The sequence below is a fragment of the Erythrobacter sp. AP23 genome, assembly GCF_001542855.1.
In the GTDB taxonomy this organism is placed as follows: Bacteria; Pseudomonadota; Alphaproteobacteria; order Sphingomonadales; family Sphingomonadaceae; genus Qipengyuania.
On sequence record NZ_LNBY01000001.1, the window covers coordinates 205,744 to 227,027 of the forward strand.

Below are 21,284 nucleotides of genomic sequence, written 5' to 3' on the forward strand. Positions count from 1 at the left end.
GAATTTTTCCTATGAGTCTCGACACTGCCCGCCTGGTCCAGATGGCCAACGCCATCCGGGCACTATCGATGGATGCGGTGCAGGCGGCAAAATCGGGGCATCCCGGCATGCCGATGGGCATGGCCGATGTAGCGACCGTTCTGTGGGGCGAATACCTCAAGCACGATCCCCGGACCCCCGAATGGGCCGACCGCGACCGTTTCGTGCTGTCGGCGGGCCACGGCTCGATGCTGATCTACAGCCTTCTCCACCTCTCGGGCTATGCGCGCCCGACGATGGAGGACATCCGCAACTTCCGCCAGCTCGGCAGTCCCTGTGCCGGCCACCCGGAAAACTTCTTTCTCGACGGAGTTGAAAGCACCACCGGGCCGCTTGGCCAGGGCCTGGCAATGGCGGTCGGCATGGCGATCGCCGAGCGGCACCTGAATGCAACGTTCGGTGACGACCTGGTCGACCACCGGACCTGGGTGGTTGCCGGCGACGGATGTCTCATGGAAGGCATCAATCACGAGGCGATCGGGCTCGCCGGGCACTTGAAGCTCGGGCGGATGATCGTGCTGTGGGACGATAACAACATTACCATTGACGGGACGACCGACCTGTCGACCAGCGAGGACATCAAGGCGCGCTACGAAGCGACCGGATGGCATGTCGTCGGCTGCGACGGTCATGATTTCGCCGATATCCGCCGCGCGCTCGACGAAGCGGTGGCTGACGACCGGCCGTCGCTCGTTGCCTGCAAGACGGTGATCGGCAAGGGCGCGCCGAACAAGCAGGGCACCAGTGCCACGCACGGCGCACCGCTCGGCGACGAGGAGGTTGCCGCGGCACGCGAAGTGCTGGGCTGGGATGCGCCGCCGTTCGAAGTTCCCGACCAGGTCCTGACAGACTGGCGCGGCACGCGCGAGCGTGGAGCGAAGCAGCGCGCCGAGTGGCACGGGCGGCTCGTCGACCATGACCAGCGAGCCGAATTCGAACGCCGCATTGCAGGCGATTTGCCACATGGCGATGCTGCGGAAAACTATATTGCCTCGCTGATTGCCGAACCGCAGAATGTCGCGACCCGGAAGGCGAGCGAGATGGCGCTGGCCGAGATCAATCCTCGCCTGCCCGACACAATCGGTGGCAGCGCCGACCTTACGGGATCGAACAACACAAAGGCGGGCGGCGTCGAGCCGTTCACAGCCGACAATTACGGTGGGCGCTACGTCTACTACGGCATTCGCGAGTTCGGCATGGCCGCAGCGATGAACGGCATGGCGCTGCATGGCGGCGTGATCCCCTATGGCGGAACCTTCCTCGTGTTTACCGACTATTGCCGCGCCGCGATCCGCCTGTCGGCATTGCAGCAGGTGCGCGTGATCTATGTCATGACGCATGACAGCATCGGCCTCGGCGAGGATGGCCCCACGCACCAGCCGGTCGAACATGTGCAGTCGCTGCGCATGATGCCCAATGTACTCGTGATGCGTCCGGCGGATGCGGTGGAAACCGCCGAGTGCTGGAACGTCGCGCTGCGGCAGAAGGATCGCCCAACCGTGCTCGCGTTGAGCCGCCAGAATTTGCCGCAGGTTCGGACTCATCAGCTTTCCGAAAACATGTCCGAGCGTGGCGGCTACCGCCTCAAGGCGGCGCAGGTGCCGCGGCGGGTCATCCTGATTGCGACCGGCTCCGAGCTTCACCTTGCGATGGATTGCGCAGAGAAGCTCGAGAAAGAAGGGGTGGGGGCGGATGTCGTTTCGATGGTCTGTACTCGGCTCTTCGACGAGCAGGATGAAGCCTATCGCTCCGATATTCTGCCGGACGTCTCCTCCGACGAAATCCTTCGGGTAAGCATCGAGGCAGGAACCACTTTCGGTTGGGAACGCTATGTCGGCACGCACGGGCTGACCATCGGCATCGATAGCTTCGGAGCGTCCGCCCCCGCGAGCGACCTGTTCGAGAAATTCGGTCTCACGGCGGATGCGATCGTTCCGCAAATCATGAACAAATTGAACGGATAAGCAGGAGTTCTTACCAATGGCGACCAAGGTTGCAATCAACGGTTTCGGACGTATCGGCCGCCTCGTGGCGCGGGCCATCCTCGAGCGTGACGATCACGATCTCGATCTCGTCAGCATCAACGATCTGGCCGATACCAAGTCGAACGCGATCCTGTTCCAGTACGATTCCACCCACGGCCGTTTCCCCGGTACCGTCGAGGTTGGCGACAACGCCATCATCGTGAACGGCAAGTCGATCGCGGTGACCAGCGAACGCGACCCGGGCGACCTTCCACATGCGGACCAGGGCGTCGACATCGTTCTCGAATGCACCGGCTTCTTCCAGAGCCACGAAGCCGCCGAACCGCACCTCAAGGCAGGCGCCAAGCGCGTGCTGATCTCGGCTCCGGCAAAGAACGTCTCGGCCACCATCGTCTATGGCGTGAACCACGAAACGCTGACCGCCGATGACGTAATCGTCTCGAACGCCAGCTGCACGACCAATTGCCTCTCGCCAATGGCGAAGGTGCTGCACGACACGGTGGGCATCGAGCGCGGCTTCATGACCACGATCCACAGCTACACCAACGACCAGCGCATGCTCGACCAGATGCATGGCGACATGCGTCGTGCCCGCGGCGGTGCGCAGAACATGATCCCGACCACCACCGGCGCGGCCCGTGCGGTCGGTCTGGTTCTGCCCGAACTTGCCGGCAAGCTCGATGGTAGCTCGGTCCGCGTCCCGACGCCCAATGTCAGCCTTGTCGACCTTGTTTTCACCCCCGGCCGCGACACAAGCGCAGAGGAACTGAACGCCGCGCTCAAGGCAGCCGCAGAAGGCAAGATGAAGGGCGTGCTCGACTACACCGACCAGCCGCTCGTCAGCTCGGACTTCAATCACTATCCGGCCAGCTCGACCATCGACAGCCTCGAAACCAGCGTAATGGAGGGCAAGCTCTGCCGCGTCGTCAGCTGGTACGACAACGAGTGGGGCTTCTCGAACCGCATGATCGACACTGCCGGCGTAATGGCGAAGTTCCTCTAAGCGCTACATCACCGTTCGTGTCGAGCGAAGTCGAGACACGGCCACGCCAGCGGTTCTCGACTTCGCTCGAACCGAACGGATAGGTTGGGAATATGAGTAATTTCAAAACCCTGGACGACCTTGGCGACATCACCGGCAAGGTCGCGCTGGTGCGCGTCGACCTGAACCTTCCGATGAAAGATGGTTCGGCCACCGACGTCACCCGTGTCGAGGCTGTGAAGCCCACCATTCTCGAACTGGCGGACAAGGGCGCCAAGATCCTGCTGCTCGCCCATTTCGGGCGTCCCAAGGGCCAGCGCCATTCGACGATGAGCACCAGCTTCGTGCAGGGCGATGTCGAAAAGGTGCTGGGCAAGGAGATCATGTTCATCCCCGAGGTGATGGGCCCGGTGGTCGAACAGTCGATCGGCATCCTCGGCAATGGCGATATCGGCCTGCTCGACAACGTCCGCTTTTGGCCCGGCGAGGAGTCTAACGATCCGGAATTCGCCAAAGGTATTGCCGCTCACGGCGATTTCTACGTCAACGATGCCTTCTCCGCCGCGCATCGGGCGCATGCCTCGACCGAGGGGCTCGCACATCACCTGCCGGCCCATGCGGGCCGCGCGATGGAAGCCGAGTTGAAGGCTCTCGATGCCGCGCTCGGCACGCCCGAGCCGCCCGTCGCGGCGGTGGTCGGCGGCGCCAAGGTTTCGACCAAGCTCGATGTGCTTACCAACCTCGTCGGCAAGGTCCAGCACCTGATCATCGGCGGCGGCATGGCGAACACGTTCCTTGCCGCAAAGGGCGTCGATGTCGGCAAGTCGCTGTGCGAGCATGACCTGACCGCCACCGCGAACACAATCATGGACGAGGCCGACCACGCCGGCTGCACGGTCCACCTGCCCTATGACGTGGTGGTGGCGAAGGAATTTGCCGCCAACCCAGATAGCCTGCGCACCTGCAACGTCCACGAGGTCGCCGAAGACGAGATGATTCTCGATGTTGGCCCGCTCGCCACCGAAGCGCTGGGCGATGTGCTCAAGACCTGTCGCACGCTGGTGTGGAACGGTCCGCTGGGCGCGTTCGAGACCGAACCGTTCGACACCGCCACCGCAGCGCTCGCCAAGACAGCCGCGGCGCTGACGCAGGACGGCTCGCTCACCTCGGTTGCCGGTGGCGGCGACACCGTTGCCGCGCTCGCCCATGCAGGCGTGAAGGACGACTTCACCTTCGTTTCGACCGCCGGAGGCGCGTTCCTCGAATGGATGGAAGGCAAGGCGCTGCCCGGCGTGGCGGCGCTGATGGCATGAGCGAGAACGAAGGCGTAGGTTCGAGCGGCGGGCTCGTACCCGTTACCGAAGGCGAATGGGCGGGCTGGTCGGTCTGGCAGGGCGATGCCTTCGAACAGCGCGCGGGGCCGTTCTATGAGCGGCGCGAGGAGGATGGCTCGATGCTTGCGGCCTTCCGCGCGGAAGAGCGCCATATGAACGGCGCCGGGTTTATGCACGGCGGCTGCTTGATGACCTTCGCCGACAGCGCGATCTTCACCATTGCCACCGATGCGCTGGCGGGATGTCATGGAGTGACCATGCACCTCGCCGGCGATTTCCTCGATCCCGCGCGGGTTGGCCAGCTGCTCGAAGCCCGCGGAGAGGTCGTGCGAGCGGGGGGCAAGACGATCTATGTGGTCGGCATGATCCGCGCCGACGGCGAACCTGTGCTGAGCTTCAACGGGATCATCCGGAAAATCACCCGGAGATAGGGCGATGAGATTCTTCTTTCTGCTCGCTATTTTGATGGCCCCTGTCACGGGCGCAAAAGCGAGTGAGCCGGAAAACGAGTTCGCAGCGTTCGATCGCTTCCTCGAAGAGTTCCGCAAGGAAAGCGGCACTCCTGCCTTGAGCGCGGTCATCGTGCGTGACGGGCAGATCGCGTGGGAGGGCTATTACGGCACTTACGACGACGAAGGCGATCTGGCGACTGTGCCCGAGACGACCTATAAGATCGCTTCGGTAACGAAGCCGATAGCGGCTACGGCGATTCTGGCGGAAAGCGCGTCAGGGGAATTGCATCTCGATACTTCGATGGCCAGCGACGGCGGCTGGAAGGAATTGTGCGAATTCTTCGTCGCCAATACGCCGATTCCCTTCATGGCAGGAGGCGAGGATCGCCATGGCAATCCCGTCCCACCGATGGATTGCAGGAAACCGACGACGCTGTCCGACATGCTGGACATGCGCGCGAATGGCGATGCCTCCGTCTACAACCCAATCGCCTTTGCGCGGATCGATCGCGCGATTTTGGGCGCTGGGGGCCGCGACCTGCGCGAGATCGTACGTCACCGGGTAGCGACACCGGCAGGCATGGAAAATACCGCGCTCGGCTGGCGGGACCCCGAGGGCGGCGCGGCGCTGCGTTATCTTGCCGAACCATTTCACGTGGTCGAGGGAAGGGCGATCAAGCAGCCGCTTCCCGATGACGATTTTCGTGCTGCTGCGGGGATAATCGCCAGCCCACGCGCGCTCGCTGCCTTCGATATCGCGTTCGATAGCGGCGTATTGATCCCTTCCGCGATGATCCGCAACCTCGTCGATGCGGAGATCGGCCCCCTTGGCGACTACCGCGCCGGCTGGTTCCTGGAGGATTGGAATGGCCAGCGTCTGCTATGGCACTCCGGCTGGAACGAGAAGAAGGGTTCCGCGCTCTATCTGAAGGTGCCCGAGAAGCGACTTTCGCTGATCGTCCTCGCCAATACCGAAGCGATCTGGTGGGGTAACTCGGTGGTAAAAGCCGAAATTGTCGAAAGCGCTATCGCCCTGCGTTTCCTCGAGGAATTCGCAAGCTAAGCCGCTGCCGATTGCGCGCTTAGATCACAGCCTCTCCTGCGATGAGCCCGAGAGACACGACAACGCCGAGGATCGGCACGACCAGCGGTACTTCAAACCCGGCGCGTCGCGCGTTCGATTTCAATTTCAGGGCCACCAGCGCGCCGTTCGCGGCCGCGAACACGCCGAGGACGACGAAGCTCGTCCAGGATGCAAGCGTTACGGTCGGGAAGAACAAGGCCAGGACAAGGACAAGCGTTCCACAAAGCAAAGTGGCGTTGACCGGAGTGGCGGACCTGTGACCGAGTCTCACGAGCCAGTGTGGGACGGCTCCGTGATGTTCGTGAAGGTCGTGCAATACCCGCGGTGCCATGACGATCTGGGCGAGTGCGCCATTCACGATCATCGCCAGACTGACCACGCCGAGTAGCTGGCCGCTGGAGCCTTCGCTTCGCACGACGTCGACGAGTGGAGCGGCGCTTTGCGCAAGCTCTTCGGCCGGGATTACGGTTATCGCGGCAATGGAAACGACGACATAGAGCAACAGCGAAACGATCAGGGTGGTAACGATCGCACGCGGCATCGCGCTTGCCTGTTCTTCCGCTTCTTCGGACAGCGTCACCAGATCCTCGAAACCGATATAAGCGTAGAAGGCAAGGAACGCGGCGGGAAGGACGGCCGATGCCATCACCGGACCACTGCCAGCCTCGAATTGTGCCAGCGCCATTTGCGGATAGTCCAGCATGTCGCTCCCCGCATGCTCGACGACCCAGACAAGGCCTGCGATTCCCAGCACGGTCGTTATCGCCATAAACCAGCCGGCCTGGCGTATTCCAATTGCGGCAATGCCAGTCAGAATGCCGACAAGCAGCGGAATGGCCCACCATTTGGAGATGTCCAGAAACACATTTGCATAGCCGACGAATCCCGTGGCAATGGTCGCGGCTGAAATCACGCCGGTGGCGACAACTGCGTATCCGACCACCACGGTGAGCGATTTCCTGCTGAAGCCGGCATCGACGTAGGCGGCGCTTCCCCCACTTTCCGGTACGCGCACCGCCAGCTCGGCATAGGAAAGCGCGGAAAGGGACGCTGCGAATGCGGCAAGCAGAAAGGCGAAGGGCGCCAGTGCATCGGCCCTGCCGAGAATATCGCCTATGACGACGTAGATACCCGCGCCGACAACGGTGCCGATGCCATAGAGCGAGAGGGTCTTAGGGCCGATGTCGCGTTTGAAACCGTCGGCACTCTCAGCTTTCGATGAGATCTGGTGTCTCCTGTCGCTTGGTGGCGGCGATTGCCGAACGGCACTATCGTGTTAGCGGTATTCGGGGTTCGGGGCGTCGAATCGGTGCCCTTGTTTCCACAGGTCGACCGAGTTGCCATGCGCGGGAATACCACCCGCATCCTTCAATATGCGCGCTGTGTGCATCAGGTTCCAGGTCATGAAGGTCGTGTTTCGGCGAGTGAAGTCGTTGTCGAAGCCGACGTACCCCTCACCGTCTTCCTTTGCATCGCCATAGCTCGGCCCGGGGCCCGCCTCGCCGATCCAGCCCGCATCGGCCTGCGGCGGGATGGTATAACCGACGTGCTGCAGCGAGTAGAGCACGCCCATGCCGACGTGTTTGATACCATCCTCATTGCCGGTGACGATGCACCCGCCGACCTTGCCATAAAAGACATACTGGCCCTTGTCGTTGGTCTGGCCCGAATGGCCGTAAAGCCGCTCGATCAGCCGCTGGCAGACCGAGCTTTTCTCCCCCAGCCAGATCGGCGTACCGACGATAAGAATGTCTGCCGCACGCACCTTTTCCCAGATGACCGGCCAGTCGTCGCTCGCGGCTCCGTGCGCGGTCATGTCGGGATAGACGCCGGGTGCGATATCGTGATCCACCAGCCGTAGCTGATCGAGCGTGACGGCGTTCTTGACCAATATAGCTTCGACTACGCCGAGGAGCTTGTCGGTGTGCGAACCCTGCGGCGATGGCTTCAGTGTGCAGTTGATCGTCAGCGCCTTGAGGTCCGAAAAATCGGTCGTGTTCTCGTCACAAAGCTTCTGCTGGGTCTCGTCCAGCATGTTTCCTCCCCATGTTTCGTAAGAAATACGCTCGGGACGCGGGATGGTTACTTGCGTTCATAGAAACGGTAGCTGGGGGCAAGTCGCGTTGCCCTAGATCGCATGTCCAGATGGGTGGCGATCGAGCTGTCATTGACAATAAGTTCCCCACCGCTGTTGCAGGTGCGAAATCGCTTTTGTATGCGGCGCGCATACGAATGCAAGACCACACCTAAGCGACGGGGTTTTCCAGATGACTTTCGATGAGATGAAGGCGCGTATCGCCGAGGGCCAGGGCTTTATCGCGGCACTCGACCAGTCGGGCGGTTCGACCCCCAAGGCACTCAGGGGCTACGGTGTCGAGGACGGCGCCTGGAGTACCGAAGACGAGATGTTCGCGCTGATCCATGAAATGCGCCAGCGCATCATCGAAGCGCCCAGCTTCGGTAACGGCAAGGTCATCGGTGCGATCCTGTTCGAAAAGACGATGGACGGCACGAGCGGCGGCAAGAGCGTGCCCGCGCGCCTCAAGGAACGCGGCATCGTGCCGTTCCTCAAGGTCGATAAGGGGCTTGAGGACGAGCGCGACGGTGCGCAACTGATGAAGCCCAATCCGGGCCTTGAGGACATGTGCAACCGTGCCAGGAAACTCGGAGTCTTCGGCACGAAGATGCGCAGCGTTATCAAGTCGGCCAACCCGGTCGGTATCAAGGCGGTCGTCCGCCAGCAGTTTGCCGAAGGCGCGCGCATCCTCAGCTGCGGACTCGTTCCCATCCTCGAGCCGGAATACGATATCACCGCCGCCGATCGCGAGGAGGGCGAGAAGATTCTGCTCGGAGCGATCGAGGAGGGTCTCGAGGCTTTGCCCGAGGGCCAGCAGATCATGCTCAAGCTGTCGATCCCCAAGGAAGCGGGGCTGTACGGCGGCCTTACCCACCACCCTAAGGTGCTGCGCGTCGTCGCACTCTCGGGCGGGTATTCGACCGACGAGGCGTGCCGCGAACTCGCCAAGAACCCTGGCATGATCGCCAGCTTCAGCCGCGGCCTCCTGCAGGACCTGCGCGCAACGCAGGGCGATGAGGAATTCGATGCCACGCTGTCGGGTGCCATCACCCAGATCCACGCAGCCAGCGTCGCCTGAGGCCCATAGCCTTTCGAAAACGAGGCCGTAATCGTCCTCGCCGATTGCCCGGTCGGTGATCCGCGCGGGCGATATCGAAACCGGAAGGTATCTGCGTCCCATCACCTGATAAGGTTCGCCCAAGCTGATTGGGGCGGCCTGCGTTTAGCGGGTAGCGGCTATACGGGTCTTGGAAGCGCGGCGGGCAACAGGGATCTCATAGCCTCTCCAAAAGTGCGGATCGCTTTTGCATGTCTGCACGCGTGACGAATTGCGGAGAGCACATTAGAGAGCGCGACCGATGACCGATTGCCAACTCTACCTCATCTCGCCGCTCGATGTGTCGGGCGAATTCCCCGAGCGGCTCGAACGCGCACTCGATGCGGGGCCGGGGCTCGTTACGGCCTTCCAGTTTCGGGTGAAGGGACTCGACCAGCACGAGGCCGCGCGGCTTGCCGAGCCATTGCAGGAAATTTGCGCGGCGCGCGAAGTGGCCTTCATCGTCAATGACGACATCGCGCTGTCGAAACGCCTCAAGGCCGATGGCGTGCACCTGGGGCAGGGCGATGGCGACCCAAGGGACGCGCGCGAGCAGCTGGGGCGCGAGGCGCAGATCGGCGTGACCTGCCATGCGTCGAGGCATCTCGCGATGGAAGCGGGCGAAGCGGGGGCCGACTATGTCGCCTTCGGCGCTTTCTTCGACAGTACGACCAAGGCGAGCGAGCATCGGCCGGAGCCCGAAATCCTCGGCTGGTGGAGCGCGCTGTTCGAAATCCCCTGCGTCGCCATCGGGGGTATCACACCTGTCAATTGCAAGCCGCTGGTCGAGGCCGGGGCCGATTTTCTCGCCGTGTCGGGTGCGGTGTGGAACGGCGATGAGGCGGCGGCAGTGAGGGCTTTCGCGGAGCAAATCGGCGCGGCGTGAGTTGGCTATCCTGAACGGGACGGGTCGCGTCCCGTGATTCAGGAGAGGCTCCCTCATGCGCACGATCATTCTTGCCGCTGTTTCTTCGTTCGCCTTAACCGCATGCGGAATGCAGGGTCAGGACAATGACCAGGGGAACGAAACAGTCGCCAGCGCGGATAACCGCACCGACTACGGCTACGAGACATATGGCGACGACAACCTCGCCGACACCATGGCCTCGAACGACGATCGCCATCTAAACGAGATCGACCAGGATGCGGCTGGCGAGAAGGCGCAGGCTTCCGAAACCCCCGATCCCGAAGAGCGCCCGATTATGCAGGCACAAGTCGTACTCGATCGGGTCGGTTTCGCGCCCGGAGTGATCGATGGCAAGATGGGCATGAGCACCGAAAATGCCCTGCGCGGTTTTCAGGAAGCCAACGATCTCGACATAACCGGCAAGCTCGACGAGGCCACCAAGAACGCGCTTTCCGATTGGGAGCGCATTCCAGCTACCCGACTCGTTACCATCCCGGCAAGCTGGGGTGATGCTACCTATACCGACATGCCCGAAGACGTCGCCGAAAAGGCCAAGCTCCAGCGGCTCGGCTACAAATCGCTCGACGAACGCCTTGCCGAACGTTTCCATACGACAGTGGATGTGCTCAGGACCCTCAACCCCGATGGAAGGCCTGCTGGAGCTTCGGGAAGCGCGTCAACCGACGAGGCGGAAACCGCTGAAACGACTGCATCCGGCACTTCGGAAAACCAACCCTATTTCGCCGCGGGCCAGCAAGTCCGCGTGCCCAATATCGGCGGGGATCGGATTGCGCCCGGCTCGGTGGAGGACGGCGATTGGCAGCGCACGCTCGCCTCGCTTGGGGTCGGCACGGAGCAGCCGGAAGTCGACCGGATCGTGGTGAGCAAGGCGGGCAAGACCCTGAAGGCCTATCGGGCTGACAAACTCGTCGCGCTGTTTACCGTAAGTTCCGGATCGAGCGAGTTCCCCCTGCCGCTCGGCGAATGGGACATTCTCGGCGAGGCTTACAATCCTCCCTACAGTTACGATCCCGCGGTGCTGGGAAAGGACGACCCGGATGGCGAGGAGTACACTCTTCCGCCAGGCCCGAACTCACCCGTCGGAGTGGTATGGATCGACCTCAGCAAGGAGCATTACGGCATTCATGGCACGCCCGATCCCGAAACCATCGGTCGCGCGCAATCGAGCGGCTGCGTGCGCCTGACCAATTGGGATGCGGCGCGGCTCGCAGGGATGGTCTCGCAATCGACGCAGGTGATTTTCGAAGCGTAAGCCGTTAGGGTCGCTGCATGAACCTCGTCGATCGCATCCTCACCATCGTCATCACTGCCACGATCACCAGCGCGGTGTGGATCGTGGCCGGTGGCAGTCTGATCGAGAATGCCACCAGCGCCAGCCAACGCGAGCGGACCCGCCCCGCCGAAGCCGCGCCCAGTCCGTCACCCGGCGAGACCGCCACGGGCGTGGCCGATGTGGCGAGCGAAGCGCCCGATAAACCGGTCGCGAGCGCGCTCGACACGGAGGTTCCGCAAACGCCCAGCCCCTCGCAGGCCAGCCAGTTGCTGATCCCGGTCAAGAACATCCGTCCCGCCGATCTTACCGACACTTACAGCGATTCGCGTGACGGAGGGGCACGGTTGCACGAGGCAATCGACATTATGGCGCCCAAGGGCACCACCGTGCAGTCCTCGGCGCCCGGCACGGTGGAAAAGCTCTTCCGTTCGGACGCCGGCGGGAAGACGATCTATGTGCGATCGACCGACGGCGAAACGATCTATTACTATGCCCACCTGGATGAATATGCCGAAGGGCTGCAGGAAGGCCAGCGCGTGCGCCGAGGCCAGCGTCTGGGCACCGTGGGCAGCTCGGGCAATGCGTCCGAAGACGCACCCCACTTGCATTTCGCCATCCTGCAGACAACGGCGGATGCCGCGTGGTGGGAGCCCGCGCATGCAGTCAACCCCTATCCGTTGCTCCGCGGCGAGTGATCAGTCGGCCACCGGTCCCGTGCGATGGCAGCGCAAGCGGCCGAGCTTGCCATCGCGTCCTACCTCTTGCAGCATACCCGATCCAAGCAGCATCATCCGGGTGCCCCGCATCGGGCCGCGCGTGAAAGTGACCTGCTTTCCCTCCATCAGATAGGTGCCGCTCCCGCGCGCGGTGCGATAGCTCGAACCGCCGGTGATGGCGAAACCGCGGCCTTCCTGTTCGACCCAGGCCGAACTCGTCGCATCACCGGGAAGCGCGCAGACATATTCCCCACGGTCGAGCAACGATAGCCGCCCCTGCGCAAAAACAGGAGCAGTGGCGAGGACCGCCAATGCGGCGATCGAGGCAAGGGTGGTCGAAGTTTTCATGCGATGCGTCCGCCGACGTCCATAGCAACGTCGCCAGCGTTTTTCCACTCGCTTGCCCGCACGGCTCGGCTCCGCTAAGGCGCGCCGCACACGGGCCGCTTGCGGGCGGCATGCTCTTTTACAAGTCGAAGGTAGCTTCCCCATGAAGATCAGCGGCGTGGACATCCGTCCGGGCAACATCATCGAATACGAAGGCGGCATCTGGAAGGTCGCCAAGATCCAACACACCCAGCCCGGGAAGGGCGGCGCCTATATGCAGGTCGAGATGAAGAACCTGCAGGACGGCCGCAAAACCAATGTCCGCTTCCGCAGCGCCGACACGGTCGAAAAGGTGCGCCTGGATACGGCAGATTACCAATTCCTCTACGAGGACGGCGATATGCTCGTCTTCATGGACCAGAACACCTACGAACAGATCAACCTGCCCAGCGATCTGCTGGGGGATGCCCGCCCGTTCCTGCAGGATGGGATGCAGGTGAAGCTCGAACTGTGGGAGGAAAAGCCCATCTCGGTCGAGCTTCCGCAGCAGGTCGAAGCCGAGATCGTCGAGGCCGACGCCGTGGTGAAGGGCCAGACCGCCTCCTCCAGCTACAAGCCCGCCGTGCTCGACAACGGCGTTCGCATCATGGTCCCGCCGCATATCGAAAGCGGCACGCGGATCGTCGTCGACGTGTACGAGCAGAGTTACGTCGGCAAGGCCAGCTGATTGCGCGTGGCCCGCGATCGGGCCACCGTCCACTTTCCGGCGCGCACAATCCGCGCCCTGACCGAATAAGAGAGTTTCCATGGCCGTTCTATCGGGTGTCATCCGCGTAATGGAGAAAGCTGCGCGCAAGGCGGGGGGGCGCCTGCGCCGCGACTTCGGCGAGGTCGAGCACCTCCAGGTCAGCCGCAAGGGTCCGGCCGACTTCGTCTCCAAGGCGGATCGCATCGCCGAACGCACGATCTACGATGAACTTCTCACGGCGCGGCCGGATTGGGGCTTCGTCATGGAAGAAGCCGGAATCATCGAAGGCGACGAGAGCAAGCCGCGCTGGATCGTCGATCCGCTCGATGGGACGAGCAACTTCCTCCACGGCATTCCGCATTTCGCGATCAGCATCGCGGTGCAGGAACCCAAGCTCGGTGGTGGCGGCTGGGGCGACGTCTCCGCCGGGGTGATCTACAATCCCATCACCGACGAGACATTCTGGGCGGAAAAGAGCCGCGGCGCCTGGCTTCACGATGGCCGACTGCGCGTTTCGGCCCGCCGCCAGCTGCCCGAGGCGCTGATCGCGACCGGCATCCCTTTCCAGGGGCATGGCGATTTCGGCGAATGGACGAAAATCTTCGGCGCCATCGGCCCGCAGGTCGCGGGCGTGCGCCGGTTCGGTGCCGCCTCGCTCGATCTCGCCTGGCTTGCGGCGGGGCGCTACGACGGGTTCTGGGAAAGCGGGCTCAACGATTGGGATACCGCCGCCGGCTGCCTGATCGTGCGCGAGGCGGGCGGTTTCGTGTCCGATTTCCGCGGCCGGTCGCAGCCGATCCATTCGGCACAGGTGCTGGCTGCCAACGATGCGCTGCACTCGAAACTGCACAAATTGCTCGTCAATGCGCTCAAGGCTTGATGCCGCACCGGGGCGCGGCTAACGCCTGCGGTCCCGACGCAGTGCCCCTGTGGCGGAATTGGTAGACGCGCTCGACTCAAAATCGAGTTTCTTCTGAAGTGCCGGTTCGAGTCCGGCCAGGGGTACCAAACTAAATCCTTGCGCAAAGCGGGATAAACTGGGATTCCGGCTCTCGGATGATCGGAGTTCCTTCCTACCATGCGATTGCGGCGATGGTCATCACCATCGCCATGTTCGTCGCCTTTGCGCGCGGGCGCATGTCCGTGGAGATCATTTCGCTGCTGACGATCGCGGTGATCGCGGTCGGACTCTACTTCTTCCCGCTGCCCGATACGCAGCCGACCGACGGGCTCAGCCTCGCCTTCTCGGGTTTCGGCCATTACGCGCTGATCACCATTTGCGCGCTGATGATCATGGGGCGGGGGCTGGTGGTGACCGGCGCATTGGAACCTGCGGCGCGCTTTTTGGAGCGGCTGTTCAAGGTCAATCTTCAGCTCGGCCTGATTTTTTCGCTGCTGGTCACCTTCGTGCTGTCGATGGGGGTTAACAACACGCCGGTGCTGGTGCTGCTGATGCCGATTTTCGTGCACCTGGCGATGCGCGGGGCGATGGCCGCCTCGAAGACCCTGATCCCGCTCAATGCCGCTTCGCTGATGGGGGGGATGGCCACCACCATCGGCACTTCGACGAATATTCTGGTGGTGTCGATCGCGGTCGATCTGGGCATGCCCGAAATGGGCGTTTTCCACTTCACGCCGATCGTGCTGTTCGCGTCGCTTGTCGCGCTCCCCTTCGTCTGGATCGTCATGCCGCGAATGCTCGGCGACAATCGGATCGAAACGGTCCATGCCCAGCGCTTGTTCGAGACGCGGCTGCGCGTGACCGAAAATTCGATCCTCAACGGGCGTGAGCTGTCGGAGCTTGAATCGCGCCTCCCCGCCGGAATCGAGTTTCACGATGTGCCGGTCGGCCTTCTTCGTCCACAACATCGCCTGCGCATGACCGGCACACATGAAGCGATCGAGGAAGCCATGGCGACGCTGCGCGGTGACGCGGCGCCGAGTTGGGTGATCGACCGCATTCGCCGCCGGTCGGGCGAGACCGGGACGGATATCGCGGTGGGCGAAATGATCGTCACGGCGGATTCGCGGCTGATAGGGCGCACGCTACCGAGTTCGGGCATCGCCGATCTCTACGGTGTTGCGGTGATCGGTACGCACCGGCCCGATCGCCTGGTGGGCGAGAAGGAGCAATTCTCCGAAGGCGGCGACCATCGGTTCGCCGAGGGTGACGTGCTGCTGGTGATGGGCCTACCCGACGACATGCAGCATTTCGCACGCGCGGACAGCCTGCTCCAGCTCGAAGGGATGCGCGAATTGCCGCGTCGGTCCAAGGCCGCATTGGCAGCGGGGATAATGGGTGGTTCCATTGCCTTCGCGTCGGTCGGGTTGGTCCCCATTGCCATTGCCTCGCTGGCGGGTGCGATCCTGATGTTCGTAACCGGCTGCGTACGGTTCGATCGCGTCGGGCGCGGCCTGTCCGGCAGCGTGATCGTGCTGGTGGCAGCCAGTATCGCGTTGGGCCGCATCATTCTCGACAGCGGGGCGGCGGATTGGATCGGGACGGTCATGGCGGCCGGTCTCGACTACCTCTCTCCAGCCGCTGCGCTGGCGGCGATCATGCTGGCGATGACTTTCCTGACGAATTTCGCCTCGAATGCCACGGCGGCAACGGTCGGCACGCCGATTGCCTTTGCCATAGCCAGCAAGCTGGGCCTGCCTCCCGAACCGTTGGTTCTGGCCGTGCTATTCGGCTGCAATCTTTGCTACGCGACGCCCATCGCCTATCAAACCAATATGCTGATCATGGCGGAAGGGTCTTATGAGTTCCGCGACTACGTTCGCACGGGCGTGCCACTCGTTCTGATCATGGTATTGATGCTCTCGCTCGCGCTCGTGGTCACCTACGAACTCTAGGGGCTTTCCTGCCGCTCTCCTGTCTGCAACATTCGGCGGGCTAACGAAGCGGCCGATCGCCGGTCATGAATCTTTGCCCATGAACCGGTTCCATGTGTTCCATCGCGTAGGGAGAGCGCTCAGAATGTCCAAGATATGTCCTACAGCACTGGTCGCCGCAGCGATCGCCTTTGCCACCCCCGCCGCGGCAAATGAGCTGCGCGCGGATCTGGCGGCCGACATGCCCGGCCTGATGGAACTCTACCGCGACCTCCACGCGAACCCCGAGCTCAGTTTCGAAGAGTATGAGACGGCGGCCAAGCTGGCCACGCGGATGCGCGATCTCGGCTTCGAAGTGACCGAGGGGATCGGCAAGACCGGTGTCGTCTCGGTGATGCGCAATGGCGAGGGACCGACCGTGCTGCTGCGCGCGGATATGGACGCGCTTCCAGTGGTAGAGCAGACCGGGCTGCCCTATGCCTCGACGGTCACGGCCACTCCGGCAAGCGGCGTGACCACGGGGGTGATGCATGCTTGTGGGCACGACACGCATATGGCGGGCTTCATCGGCGCCGCGCAGTTGCTGGTGGACCACAAGGACAAGTGGCAGGGCACGTTGGTGATGGTGTTGCAACCGGCCGAAGAGCTGGGTCTTGGCGCGCTCGCCATGCTCGAGGACGGACTCTACACCCGCTTTCCCAAGCCCGATTACGCACTTGCCTTCCACGATGCGGCCGCTCCGGTCCCGGCCGGAACTATCGGTTATACCCCCGGCTATGCGCTCGCCAATGTCGATAGCGTCGACATCACGGTGAAGGGCATCGGCGGCCATGGGGCCTATCCGCACACCACGGTCGATCCCGTGGTGCTCGCCAGCGCGATCGTTATGAAACTGCAGACGGTGGTCAGCCGCAATTCCTCGCCGCTCGATCCGGCGGTGATTACGGTGGGCAGTTTTCATGCGGGCGCGAAGCACAACATCATCAGCGACGAGGCCAGGCTGCAGCTGACCGTGCGTAGCTACTCGGACGAAAGCCGACAGTTACTGCTCGACGGCATTCGCCGCGTGGCGAGGGGCGAGGCGATCACCGCCGGCCTGCCGGACGAACTGATGCCCGAGATCACGGTCGAAGAGCCCTATACGCCTTCGACCTTCAACGATCCCGGTTTCAGCGAAGCGCGTGCCGAGAGTTTCAGGCAAAGGTTTGGTGAAGACCGGGTGATGCAATGGCCCGCCGTCATGGGCGGCGAGGATTTCAGCCAGTTCCGTCGCGCCGCGCCCGACGACGTCGAATCGATGATCTTCTGGATCAGTGGCACGCCGCAGGCGATGCTCGATGCACTGGAAGAGAATGGTACGCCCTTGCCATCGCTGCACTCGCCGTTCTGGGCGCCCGATGCGGAAGCAGTGATTGCGACCGGCGCGGAAGCGCTCGCTAGCGCGGCGATCGATCTGATGCCCGTTGGCGGAAACTAGCCGCCGGGATAAAAGTGTGGCCGCCGGAGCATTGGGGGTGCTCCGACGGCCGTATTCTCCTCCCCAGGAGAATTGTTGATCGGGATGCCGGCGGCTCAGCCGTCCGAGGGAACGTAGGTGCCGAGCCGGTGGTGCAGGGCGTTGATCCGGGCCAGTTCGTCGCGATCTTCGGTAGCCCTGGCATAATGGGTGAGGGCGGTACGCAAGAGCCGGAAATCGGCGGTCGAGAACAGTGCCCGGGCGCGGCCCGGCTCGGTCTTTGGAATGTCGTCTGTCATGGTCGTCATCCTTCCTCTCCTTACGCCGCAGCGAACTGGTTCATCGTATTGTCCTTGCCGCCGGCCTTGAGGGCGGCTTCGCCGGCGAAGTATTCCTTATGGTCGTCGCCCATGTCGGAGCCCGCCATATTCTGGTGCTTAACGCAGGCGATACCCTGGCGGATCTCCTCGCGCTGGACGTTCTTTACGTAGCCCAGCATAGCCTGTTCGCCGAAGTATTCGCGAGCGAGATTGTCGGTGCTCAGCGCGGCCGTGTGATACGTCGGCAGCGTGATGAGGTGGTGGAAGATACCGGCGCGCTTCGAGGCATCGGCCTGGAATGTGCGGATCTTCTCGTCAGCTTCGGCGGCAAGCACGGTGCCGTCGTAATCGACGCTCATCAGCTTGTCGCGATCGTAGGCCGAGACGTCCTTGCCCGCTTCCACCCAGGCATCGTAAACCTGCTGGCGGAAGTTGAGCGTCCAGTTGAAGCTCGGTGAATTGTTATAGACGAGCTTGGCGTTGGGGATCACTTCGCGAATCCTGTCGACCATGCCGGCGATCTGTTCGACATGCGGCTTCTCGGTCTCGATCCACAGCAGGTCGGCACCATGCTGCAGCGCCGTGATGCAATCGAGCACGCAGCGGTCTTCGCCCGTTCCGGGACGGAACTGGTAGAGATTGCTGGGCAGCCGCTTGGGCGCCATCAGCTTGCCGTCGCGGCTGATGAATACCTGGCCATTGGTGATATCCGCCGGATCGACTTCGTCGCAATCGAGGAAGCCGTTGTACTGGTCGCCGAGGTCGCCCGGCTCCTTCGAATAAGCGATCTGCTTGGTCAGGCCGGCGCCGAGGCTGTCGGTGCGGGCGACGATGATGCCCTCCGGCACGCCCAATTCGAGGAAGGCATAACGGATCGCGCGGATCTTCTGGAGGAAGTCCTCGTGCGGCACGGTAACCTTGCCATCCTGGTGGCCGCACTGCTTTTCGTCGGACACCTGGTTCTCGATCTGCAGCGCGCAGGCCCCAGCCTCGATCATCTTCTTGGCAAGTAGGTAGGTAGCCTCGGCATTTCCGAAGCCCGCATCGATATCGGCGATGATCGGAACAATGTGCGTTTCGTGATCGTCGATCGCTTTCTGCAGGCGCTGGGCTTCGACTTCGTCGCCGGCATCGCGCGCAGCGTCCAGATCGCGGAACAGCATACCCAGTTCGCGGGCATCGGCCTGCTTGAGGAAAGTATAGAGCTCCTCGATCAGTCCGGGCACCGAAGTCTTCTCGTGCATCGACTGATCGGGCAGCGGACCGAATTCGCTACGCAGCGCGGCGACCATCCAGCCCGAAAGGTAGAGGTAACGGCGCTTGGTGCTGCCGAAATGCTTCTTGATCGAGATCATCTTCTGCTGGGCGATAAAACCGTGCCAGGTGCCGAGCGACTGGGTGTAGTTCGTCGGGTCAGCATCATAGGCGTCCATGTCTTCGCGCATGATCTTGGCGGTATAGCGCGCAATATCGAGCCCCGTGCGGAAACGGTTCTGGACGACCATGCGCGCGGCACTTTCGGCGTCGATCGCGCCCCAGGGTGCGCCGTTGGCTGCGATGGTTTCGTTCAGTTCGGTGATCCGGGCCGAATAGGTCACGAGGAAGCTCCTTGTCGAATTGGGACGCCGTTGAGTGGGACGTCGTATTGCGGCGTGTTCGCCTTGGCTTCTTGATGGGGCATCGAATGATCCGGCGACAGGGAAATTTACAAAATATCTTGTTTATCTGGACTATTTGGCGCTATCGAGCATGTAATGATGTAAAGAAAGTGACAAATGGCCGAGGAAGCACTTTTTGCCGGGCCCGCCGTCCGTCGCCTGCGCAAGCGCGAGGGATTGACGCAGGCCGCCACTGCGGCGCGGCTCGATATCTCGCCGAGCTACCTCAACCTGATCGAGCGGAACCAGCGCCCCGTCAGCGCGCGCGTGATGATGCAGTTGGTCGAGCAATTCGATTTCGATCCCCGCTCGCTGCGGGAAGACGAATCGATCGGCGGCATCGACGGATTGGTGAGGCGTTTCGCCGACGAACGTTTTGCCGACCTCGGAATAGACCGGGAGGAACTACAAGAATTCCTGACCTCGGCCCCGCAGGCGGCGGCGGCTTTCGCGCGTCTCTACGACAATGCCGGGGACGCGGGAGGCCCGTCGAGCGACCCGCTGTCGGGATCGCGACGCGAAATCGAACGGTGGCGCAACCATTTCGCGGATCTCGATCGGGCTGCGGAAGAGCTGGCCGATGAGATGCGACTTTCGCGCGGAGACATGGGCGTCGCGCTGGCCGAGCGGTTGCGCGAGCGACACCAGCTATCGGTCCGCATCCTGCCGCGCGAGGTCTTGCCCGATAGTCTGCGGCGCCTCGATCTGCATGCTCGGCAAGTCCAACTGTCGGAAATGCTCAGCTCTGCTTCGCGCAATTTCCAGCTTGCGCTTCAACTCGCGCAGCTTGAGTTCGCGGACGATATCGACGCCTTGGCGAAAGGCGCGAAATTCACCGACGAGGCCGCCCGCGCCCTGTTTGCTCGCCATCTGACCGGATACGTCGCGGCGGCCCTGATCATGCCCTATGGGCGCTTCCTTCGCGCGTGCGAGGCCACGGGATACGACCTACCAGTATTGGAGCGTCGTTTCGGGGTCAGTTTCGAGCAGCTCGCGCACCGTCTGACGACACTGCAACGCGTCGGACAGCGCGGCTTGCCCTTCTTCATGGTGCGTCTCGACAGGGCGGGGCAGTTTTCGAAAACTTTCACCGGTGCCAGTACCGCCCGTTTCGTGGAATCCGAGACCAGCTGCCCTCTGTGGCACGCGCATCGTGCGTTCGACCGCGCGGGCGAATTGCAGGTCCAGTTCGTATCGCTCGACAATACCGGCGACCGCGATGGCGGGTGGCTGACGATGGCGCGCACCGTTGAAGGCAGCGGCGCTCCCGGAGAAGCCCAGTTCGTGGTGGCGGTCGGCATCGAGGCGGTCCTGGCATCCGAACTGGCCCAGGCACGCGGTATCTCGTTGCGCCCGGACGATGCGCAGCCGATCGGTCCGGGATGTGCCCGTTGCCACCGTATCCGCTGCAGCCAGCGTTCGCTTCCGCCTGCCGGGCGAAAACTCGCCTTCGACACGATCCGCCGCGGCGTCACCCCCTTCGAATTCGAGCAGGGCTAACCACTAATCGTCGCGATCGGGGAACCGGCCTATGCGTAAAGGCGTTTTCGGGCGCATGATCTCCATCGCAGGGAGGAATTTACATGACTGAAGAACGCATTACCGAAACGACCGATTCTTCCGGCAATACCCATACGACGCACACCGTCGTTACCGATGGCGCCAACCGCGGCGGAGGGACGAACTGGGTGCTGATCATGCTGGTCGTCGCCATTGCGATTATCGGCATCTTCTTCTTCACCCAGATGAACAGCGCGGAAGTGGCAAAAGACAACGCGATCGCGGATGCGGCTAACGAGGTTGGCGAGGCCGCCAACCAGGTCGGCGACGCAGCCCAGAATGCGGGCGAGGCAGTCGAAGACGCTGTCGCTAACTAACGCGTTAAAATCATTTCAGAAGGGCGGCATGCATAGCGCGTGTCGCCCTTTCTTTTCGACTGTAAAATTTACCGACGGTTCATCCCTCTCTGCTAGT

General features: G+C 62.6%; 20 protein-coding genes and 1 tRNA gene. 16 read left to right on the top strand and 5 right to left on the bottom strand.

From position 1 onward, the window contains the following. Positions 1-11: 11 nt before the first annotated feature. The 5 genes from tkt (at position 12) to ASS64_RS00980 (ending at position 5,855) form a co-directional block, all read left to right on the top strand. Entirely contained in the window at positions 12-2,003 is a 1,992-nt protein-coding gene (gene tkt, locus ASS64_RS00960; RefSeq protein ID WP_067688478.1) for a transketolase, read from the top strand. Positions 2,004-2,019: 16 nt separating this feature from the next. Next, positions 2,020-3,027, top strand: coding sequence for a type I glyceraldehyde-3-phosphate dehydrogenase (gap, locus tag ASS64_RS00965; RefSeq protein WP_067688481.1), 1,008 nt, complete (start codon positions 2,020-2,022; stop codon positions 3,025-3,027). Between the two features lie 92 nt (positions 3,028-3,119). Next, a complete protein-coding gene (pgk, locus tag ASS64_RS00970; RefSeq protein WP_067688484.1) occupies positions 3,120-4,319 on the top strand; it encodes a phosphoglycerate kinase in 1,200 nt (399 codons plus the stop codon). Next, complete coding sequence (locus ASS64_RS00975; protein WP_067688487.1) at positions 4,316-4,771, top strand: PaaI family thioesterase; 456 nt, start codon at positions 4,316-4,318, stop codon at positions 4,769-4,771. Before pgk ends, ASS64_RS00975 begins: the two co-directional genes overlap by 4 nt. 4 nt (positions 4,772-4,775) lie before the next feature. After that, the gene (locus tag ASS64_RS00980; protein WP_067688492.1) at positions 4,776-5,855 is read left to right on the top strand and encodes a serine hydrolase; all 1,080 of its coding nucleotides are present in this window, start codon (positions 4,776-4,778) and stop codon (positions 5,853-5,855) included. Positions 5,856-5,874: 19 nt separating this feature from the next. Here ASS64_RS00980 and ASS64_RS00985 read toward each other — a convergent pair whose 3' ends face one another. Together ASS64_RS00985 and ASS64_RS00990 are read right to left on the bottom strand one after the other, a co-directional pair. Further along, complete coding sequence (locus ASS64_RS00985; protein ID WP_083508102.1) at positions 5,875-7,101, bottom strand: APC family permease; 1,227 nt, start codon at positions 7,099-7,101, stop codon at positions 5,875-5,877. 51 nt (positions 7,102-7,152) lie between these two features. Next, positions 7,153-7,911 carry a flavodoxin family protein gene (locus ASS64_RS00990; RefSeq protein ID WP_067688498.1) on the bottom strand — a complete coding sequence of 253 codons (759 nt, stop codon included), beginning with the start codon at positions 7,909-7,911 and terminating at the stop codon, positions 7,153-7,155. 232 nt (positions 7,912-8,143) lie between these two features. On the opposite strand from ASS64_RS00990, the gene ASS64_RS00995 reads away from it, so the two are divergent. The 4 genes from ASS64_RS00995 (at position 8,144) to ASS64_RS01010 (ending at position 11,945) form a co-directional block, all read left to right on the top strand. Continuing rightward, a complete protein-coding gene (locus ASS64_RS00995) occupies positions 8,144-9,031 on the top strand; it encodes a fructose bisphosphate aldolase (protein ID WP_067688501.1) in 888 nt (295 codons plus the stop codon). Positions 9,032-9,311: 280 nt separating this feature from the next. Beyond that, positions 9,312-9,935, top strand: a complete 624-nt coding sequence (gene thiE / locus ASS64_RS01000) for a thiamine phosphate synthase (protein WP_067688504.1) — start codon at positions 9,312-9,314, stop codon at positions 9,933-9,935. Positions 9,936-9,990: 55 nt separating this feature from the next. Then, positions 9,991-11,229 carry a L,D-transpeptidase family protein gene (locus tag ASS64_RS01005; RefSeq protein ID WP_067688507.1) on the top strand — a complete coding sequence of 413 codons (1,239 nt, stop codon included), beginning with the start codon at positions 9,991-9,993 and terminating at the stop codon, positions 11,227-11,229. 17 nt (positions 11,230-11,246) lie between these two features. Beyond that, positions 11,247-11,945, top strand: coding sequence for a M23 family metallopeptidase (locus ASS64_RS01010; protein ID WP_067688510.1), 699 nt, complete (start codon positions 11,247-11,249; stop codon positions 11,943-11,945). Here the strand turns inward: ASS64_RS01010 and ASS64_RS01015 are convergent, their stop codons facing one another. Continuing rightward, the gene (locus ASS64_RS01015) at positions 11,946-12,314 is read right to left on the bottom strand and encodes a hypothetical protein (RefSeq protein ID WP_067688513.1); all 369 of its coding nucleotides are present in this window, start codon (positions 12,312-12,314) and stop codon (positions 11,946-11,948) included. A gap of 142 nt (positions 12,315-12,456) precedes the next feature. Here ASS64_RS01015 and efp point away from each other — a divergent pair, with 142 nt between their 5' ends. The 5 genes from efp to ASS64_RS01040 all read left to right on the top strand — a co-directional run bounded on the left by efp (position 12,457) and on the right by ASS64_RS01040 (position 17,353). Beyond that, positions 12,457-13,020, top strand: a complete 564-nt coding sequence (gene efp / locus ASS64_RS01020) for an elongation factor P (protein WP_067688516.1) — start codon at positions 12,457-12,459, stop codon at positions 13,018-13,020. 79 nt (positions 13,021-13,099) lie between these two features. Then, positions 13,100-13,921: an inositol monophosphatase family protein gene (locus ASS64_RS01025; RefSeq protein ID WP_067688519.1), complete on the top strand. Its 822-nt coding sequence runs from the start codon at positions 13,100-13,102 to the stop codon at positions 13,919-13,921. Positions 13,922-13,964: 43 nt separating this feature from the next. Further along, positions 13,965-14,049: transfer RNA gene (locus tag ASS64_RS01030), tRNA-Leu, on the top strand. 48 nt (positions 14,050-14,097) lie between these two features. Continuing rightward, the gene (locus ASS64_RS01035; RefSeq protein ID WP_198147610.1) at positions 14,098-15,897 is read left to right on the top strand and encodes an SLC13 family permease; all 1,800 of its coding nucleotides are present in this window, start codon (positions 14,098-14,100) and stop codon (positions 15,895-15,897) included. A gap of 124 nt (positions 15,898-16,021) precedes the next feature. Then, positions 16,022-17,353: an amidohydrolase gene (locus ASS64_RS01040; RefSeq protein WP_067688521.1), complete on the top strand. Its 1,332-nt coding sequence runs from the start codon at positions 16,022-16,024 to the stop codon at positions 17,351-17,353. 95 nt (positions 17,354-17,448) lie between these two features. On the opposite strand, the gene ASS64_RS01045 is transcribed toward ASS64_RS01040, so the two are convergent. Further along, the gene (locus ASS64_RS01045; RefSeq protein WP_369815330.1) at positions 17,449-17,640 is read right to left on the bottom strand and encodes a hypothetical protein; all 192 of its coding nucleotides are present in this window, start codon (positions 17,638-17,640) and stop codon (positions 17,449-17,451) included. A gap of 11 nt (positions 17,641-17,651) precedes the next feature. After that, positions 17,652-19,250: an isocitrate lyase gene (locus ASS64_RS01050; RefSeq protein ID WP_067688523.1), complete on the bottom strand. Its 1,599-nt coding sequence runs from the start codon at positions 19,248-19,250 to the stop codon at positions 17,652-17,654. A gap of 177 nt (positions 19,251-19,427) precedes the next feature. Between ASS64_RS01050 and ASS64_RS01055 the strand changes: the two genes are divergently transcribed. Both ASS64_RS01055 and ASS64_RS01060 read left to right on the top strand, forming a co-directional pair. Beyond that, positions 19,428-20,810 carry a short-chain fatty acyl-CoA regulator family protein gene (locus ASS64_RS01055; RefSeq protein WP_067688525.1) on the top strand — a complete coding sequence of 461 codons (1,383 nt, stop codon included), beginning with the start codon at positions 19,428-19,430 and terminating at the stop codon, positions 20,808-20,810. A gap of 83 nt (positions 20,811-20,893) precedes the next feature. Further along, a complete protein-coding gene (locus ASS64_RS01060; RefSeq protein ID WP_067688527.1) occupies positions 20,894-21,187 on the top strand; it encodes a hypothetical protein in 294 nt (97 codons plus the stop codon). Positions 21,188-21,284: the final 97 nt, after the last annotated feature.

Coding starts and splice junctions, on each gene's coding strand:
- tkt (WP_067688478.1), top strand. CDS start 12: ATGAGTCTCGACACTGCCCGCCTGGTCCAGATGGCCAACGCCATCCGG.
- gap (WP_067688481.1), top strand. CDS start 2,020: ATGGCGACCAAGGTTGCAATCAACGGTTTCGGACGTATCGGCCGCCTC.
- pgk (WP_067688484.1), top strand. CDS start 3,120: ATGAGTAATTTCAAAACCCTGGACGACCTTGGCGACATCACCGGCAAG.
- ASS64_RS00975 (WP_067688487.1), top strand. CDS start 4,316: ATGAGCGAGAACGAAGGCGTAGGTTCGAGCGGCGGGCTCGTACCCGTT.
- ASS64_RS00980 (WP_067688492.1), top strand. CDS start 4,776: ATGAGATTCTTCTTTCTGCTCGCTATTTTGATGGCCCCTGTCACGGGC.
- ASS64_RS00990 (WP_067688498.1), bottom strand. CDS start 7,911: ATGCTGGACGAGACCCAGCAGAAGCTTTGTGACGAGAACACGACCGAT.
- ASS64_RS00995 (WP_067688501.1), top strand. CDS start 8,144: ATGACTTTCGATGAGATGAAGGCGCGTATCGCCGAGGGCCAGGGCTTT.
- thiE (WP_067688504.1), top strand. CDS start 9,312: ATGACCGATTGCCAACTCTACCTCATCTCGCCGCTCGATGTGTCGGGC.
- ASS64_RS01005 (WP_067688507.1), top strand. CDS start 9,991: ATGCGCACGATCATTCTTGCCGCTGTTTCTTCGTTCGCCTTAACCGCA.
- ASS64_RS01010 (WP_067688510.1), top strand. CDS start 11,247: ATGAACCTCGTCGATCGCATCCTCACCATCGTCATCACTGCCACGATC.
- ASS64_RS01015 (WP_067688513.1), bottom strand. CDS start 12,314: ATGAAAACTTCGACCACCCTTGCCTCGATCGCCGCATTGGCGGTCCTC.
- efp (WP_067688516.1), top strand. CDS start 12,457: ATGAAGATCAGCGGCGTGGACATCCGTCCGGGCAACATCATCGAATAC.
- ASS64_RS01025 (WP_067688519.1), top strand. CDS start 13,100: ATGGCCGTTCTATCGGGTGTCATCCGCGTAATGGAGAAAGCTGCGCGC.
- ASS64_RS01035 (WP_198147610.1), top strand. CDS start 14,098: ATGATCGGAGTTCCTTCCTACCATGCGATTGCGGCGATGGTCATCACC.
- ASS64_RS01040 (WP_067688521.1), top strand. CDS start 16,022: ATGTCCAAGATATGTCCTACAGCACTGGTCGCCGCAGCGATCGCCTTT.
- ASS64_RS01045 (WP_369815330.1), bottom strand. CDS start 17,640: ATGACGACCATGACAGACGACATTCCAAAGACCGAGCCGGGCCGCGCC.
- ASS64_RS01055 (WP_067688525.1), top strand. CDS start 19,428: ATGGCCGAGGAAGCACTTTTTGCCGGGCCCGCCGTCCGTCGCCTGCGC.
- ASS64_RS01060 (WP_067688527.1), top strand. CDS start 20,894: ATGACTGAAGAACGCATTACCGAAACGACCGATTCTTCCGGCAATACC.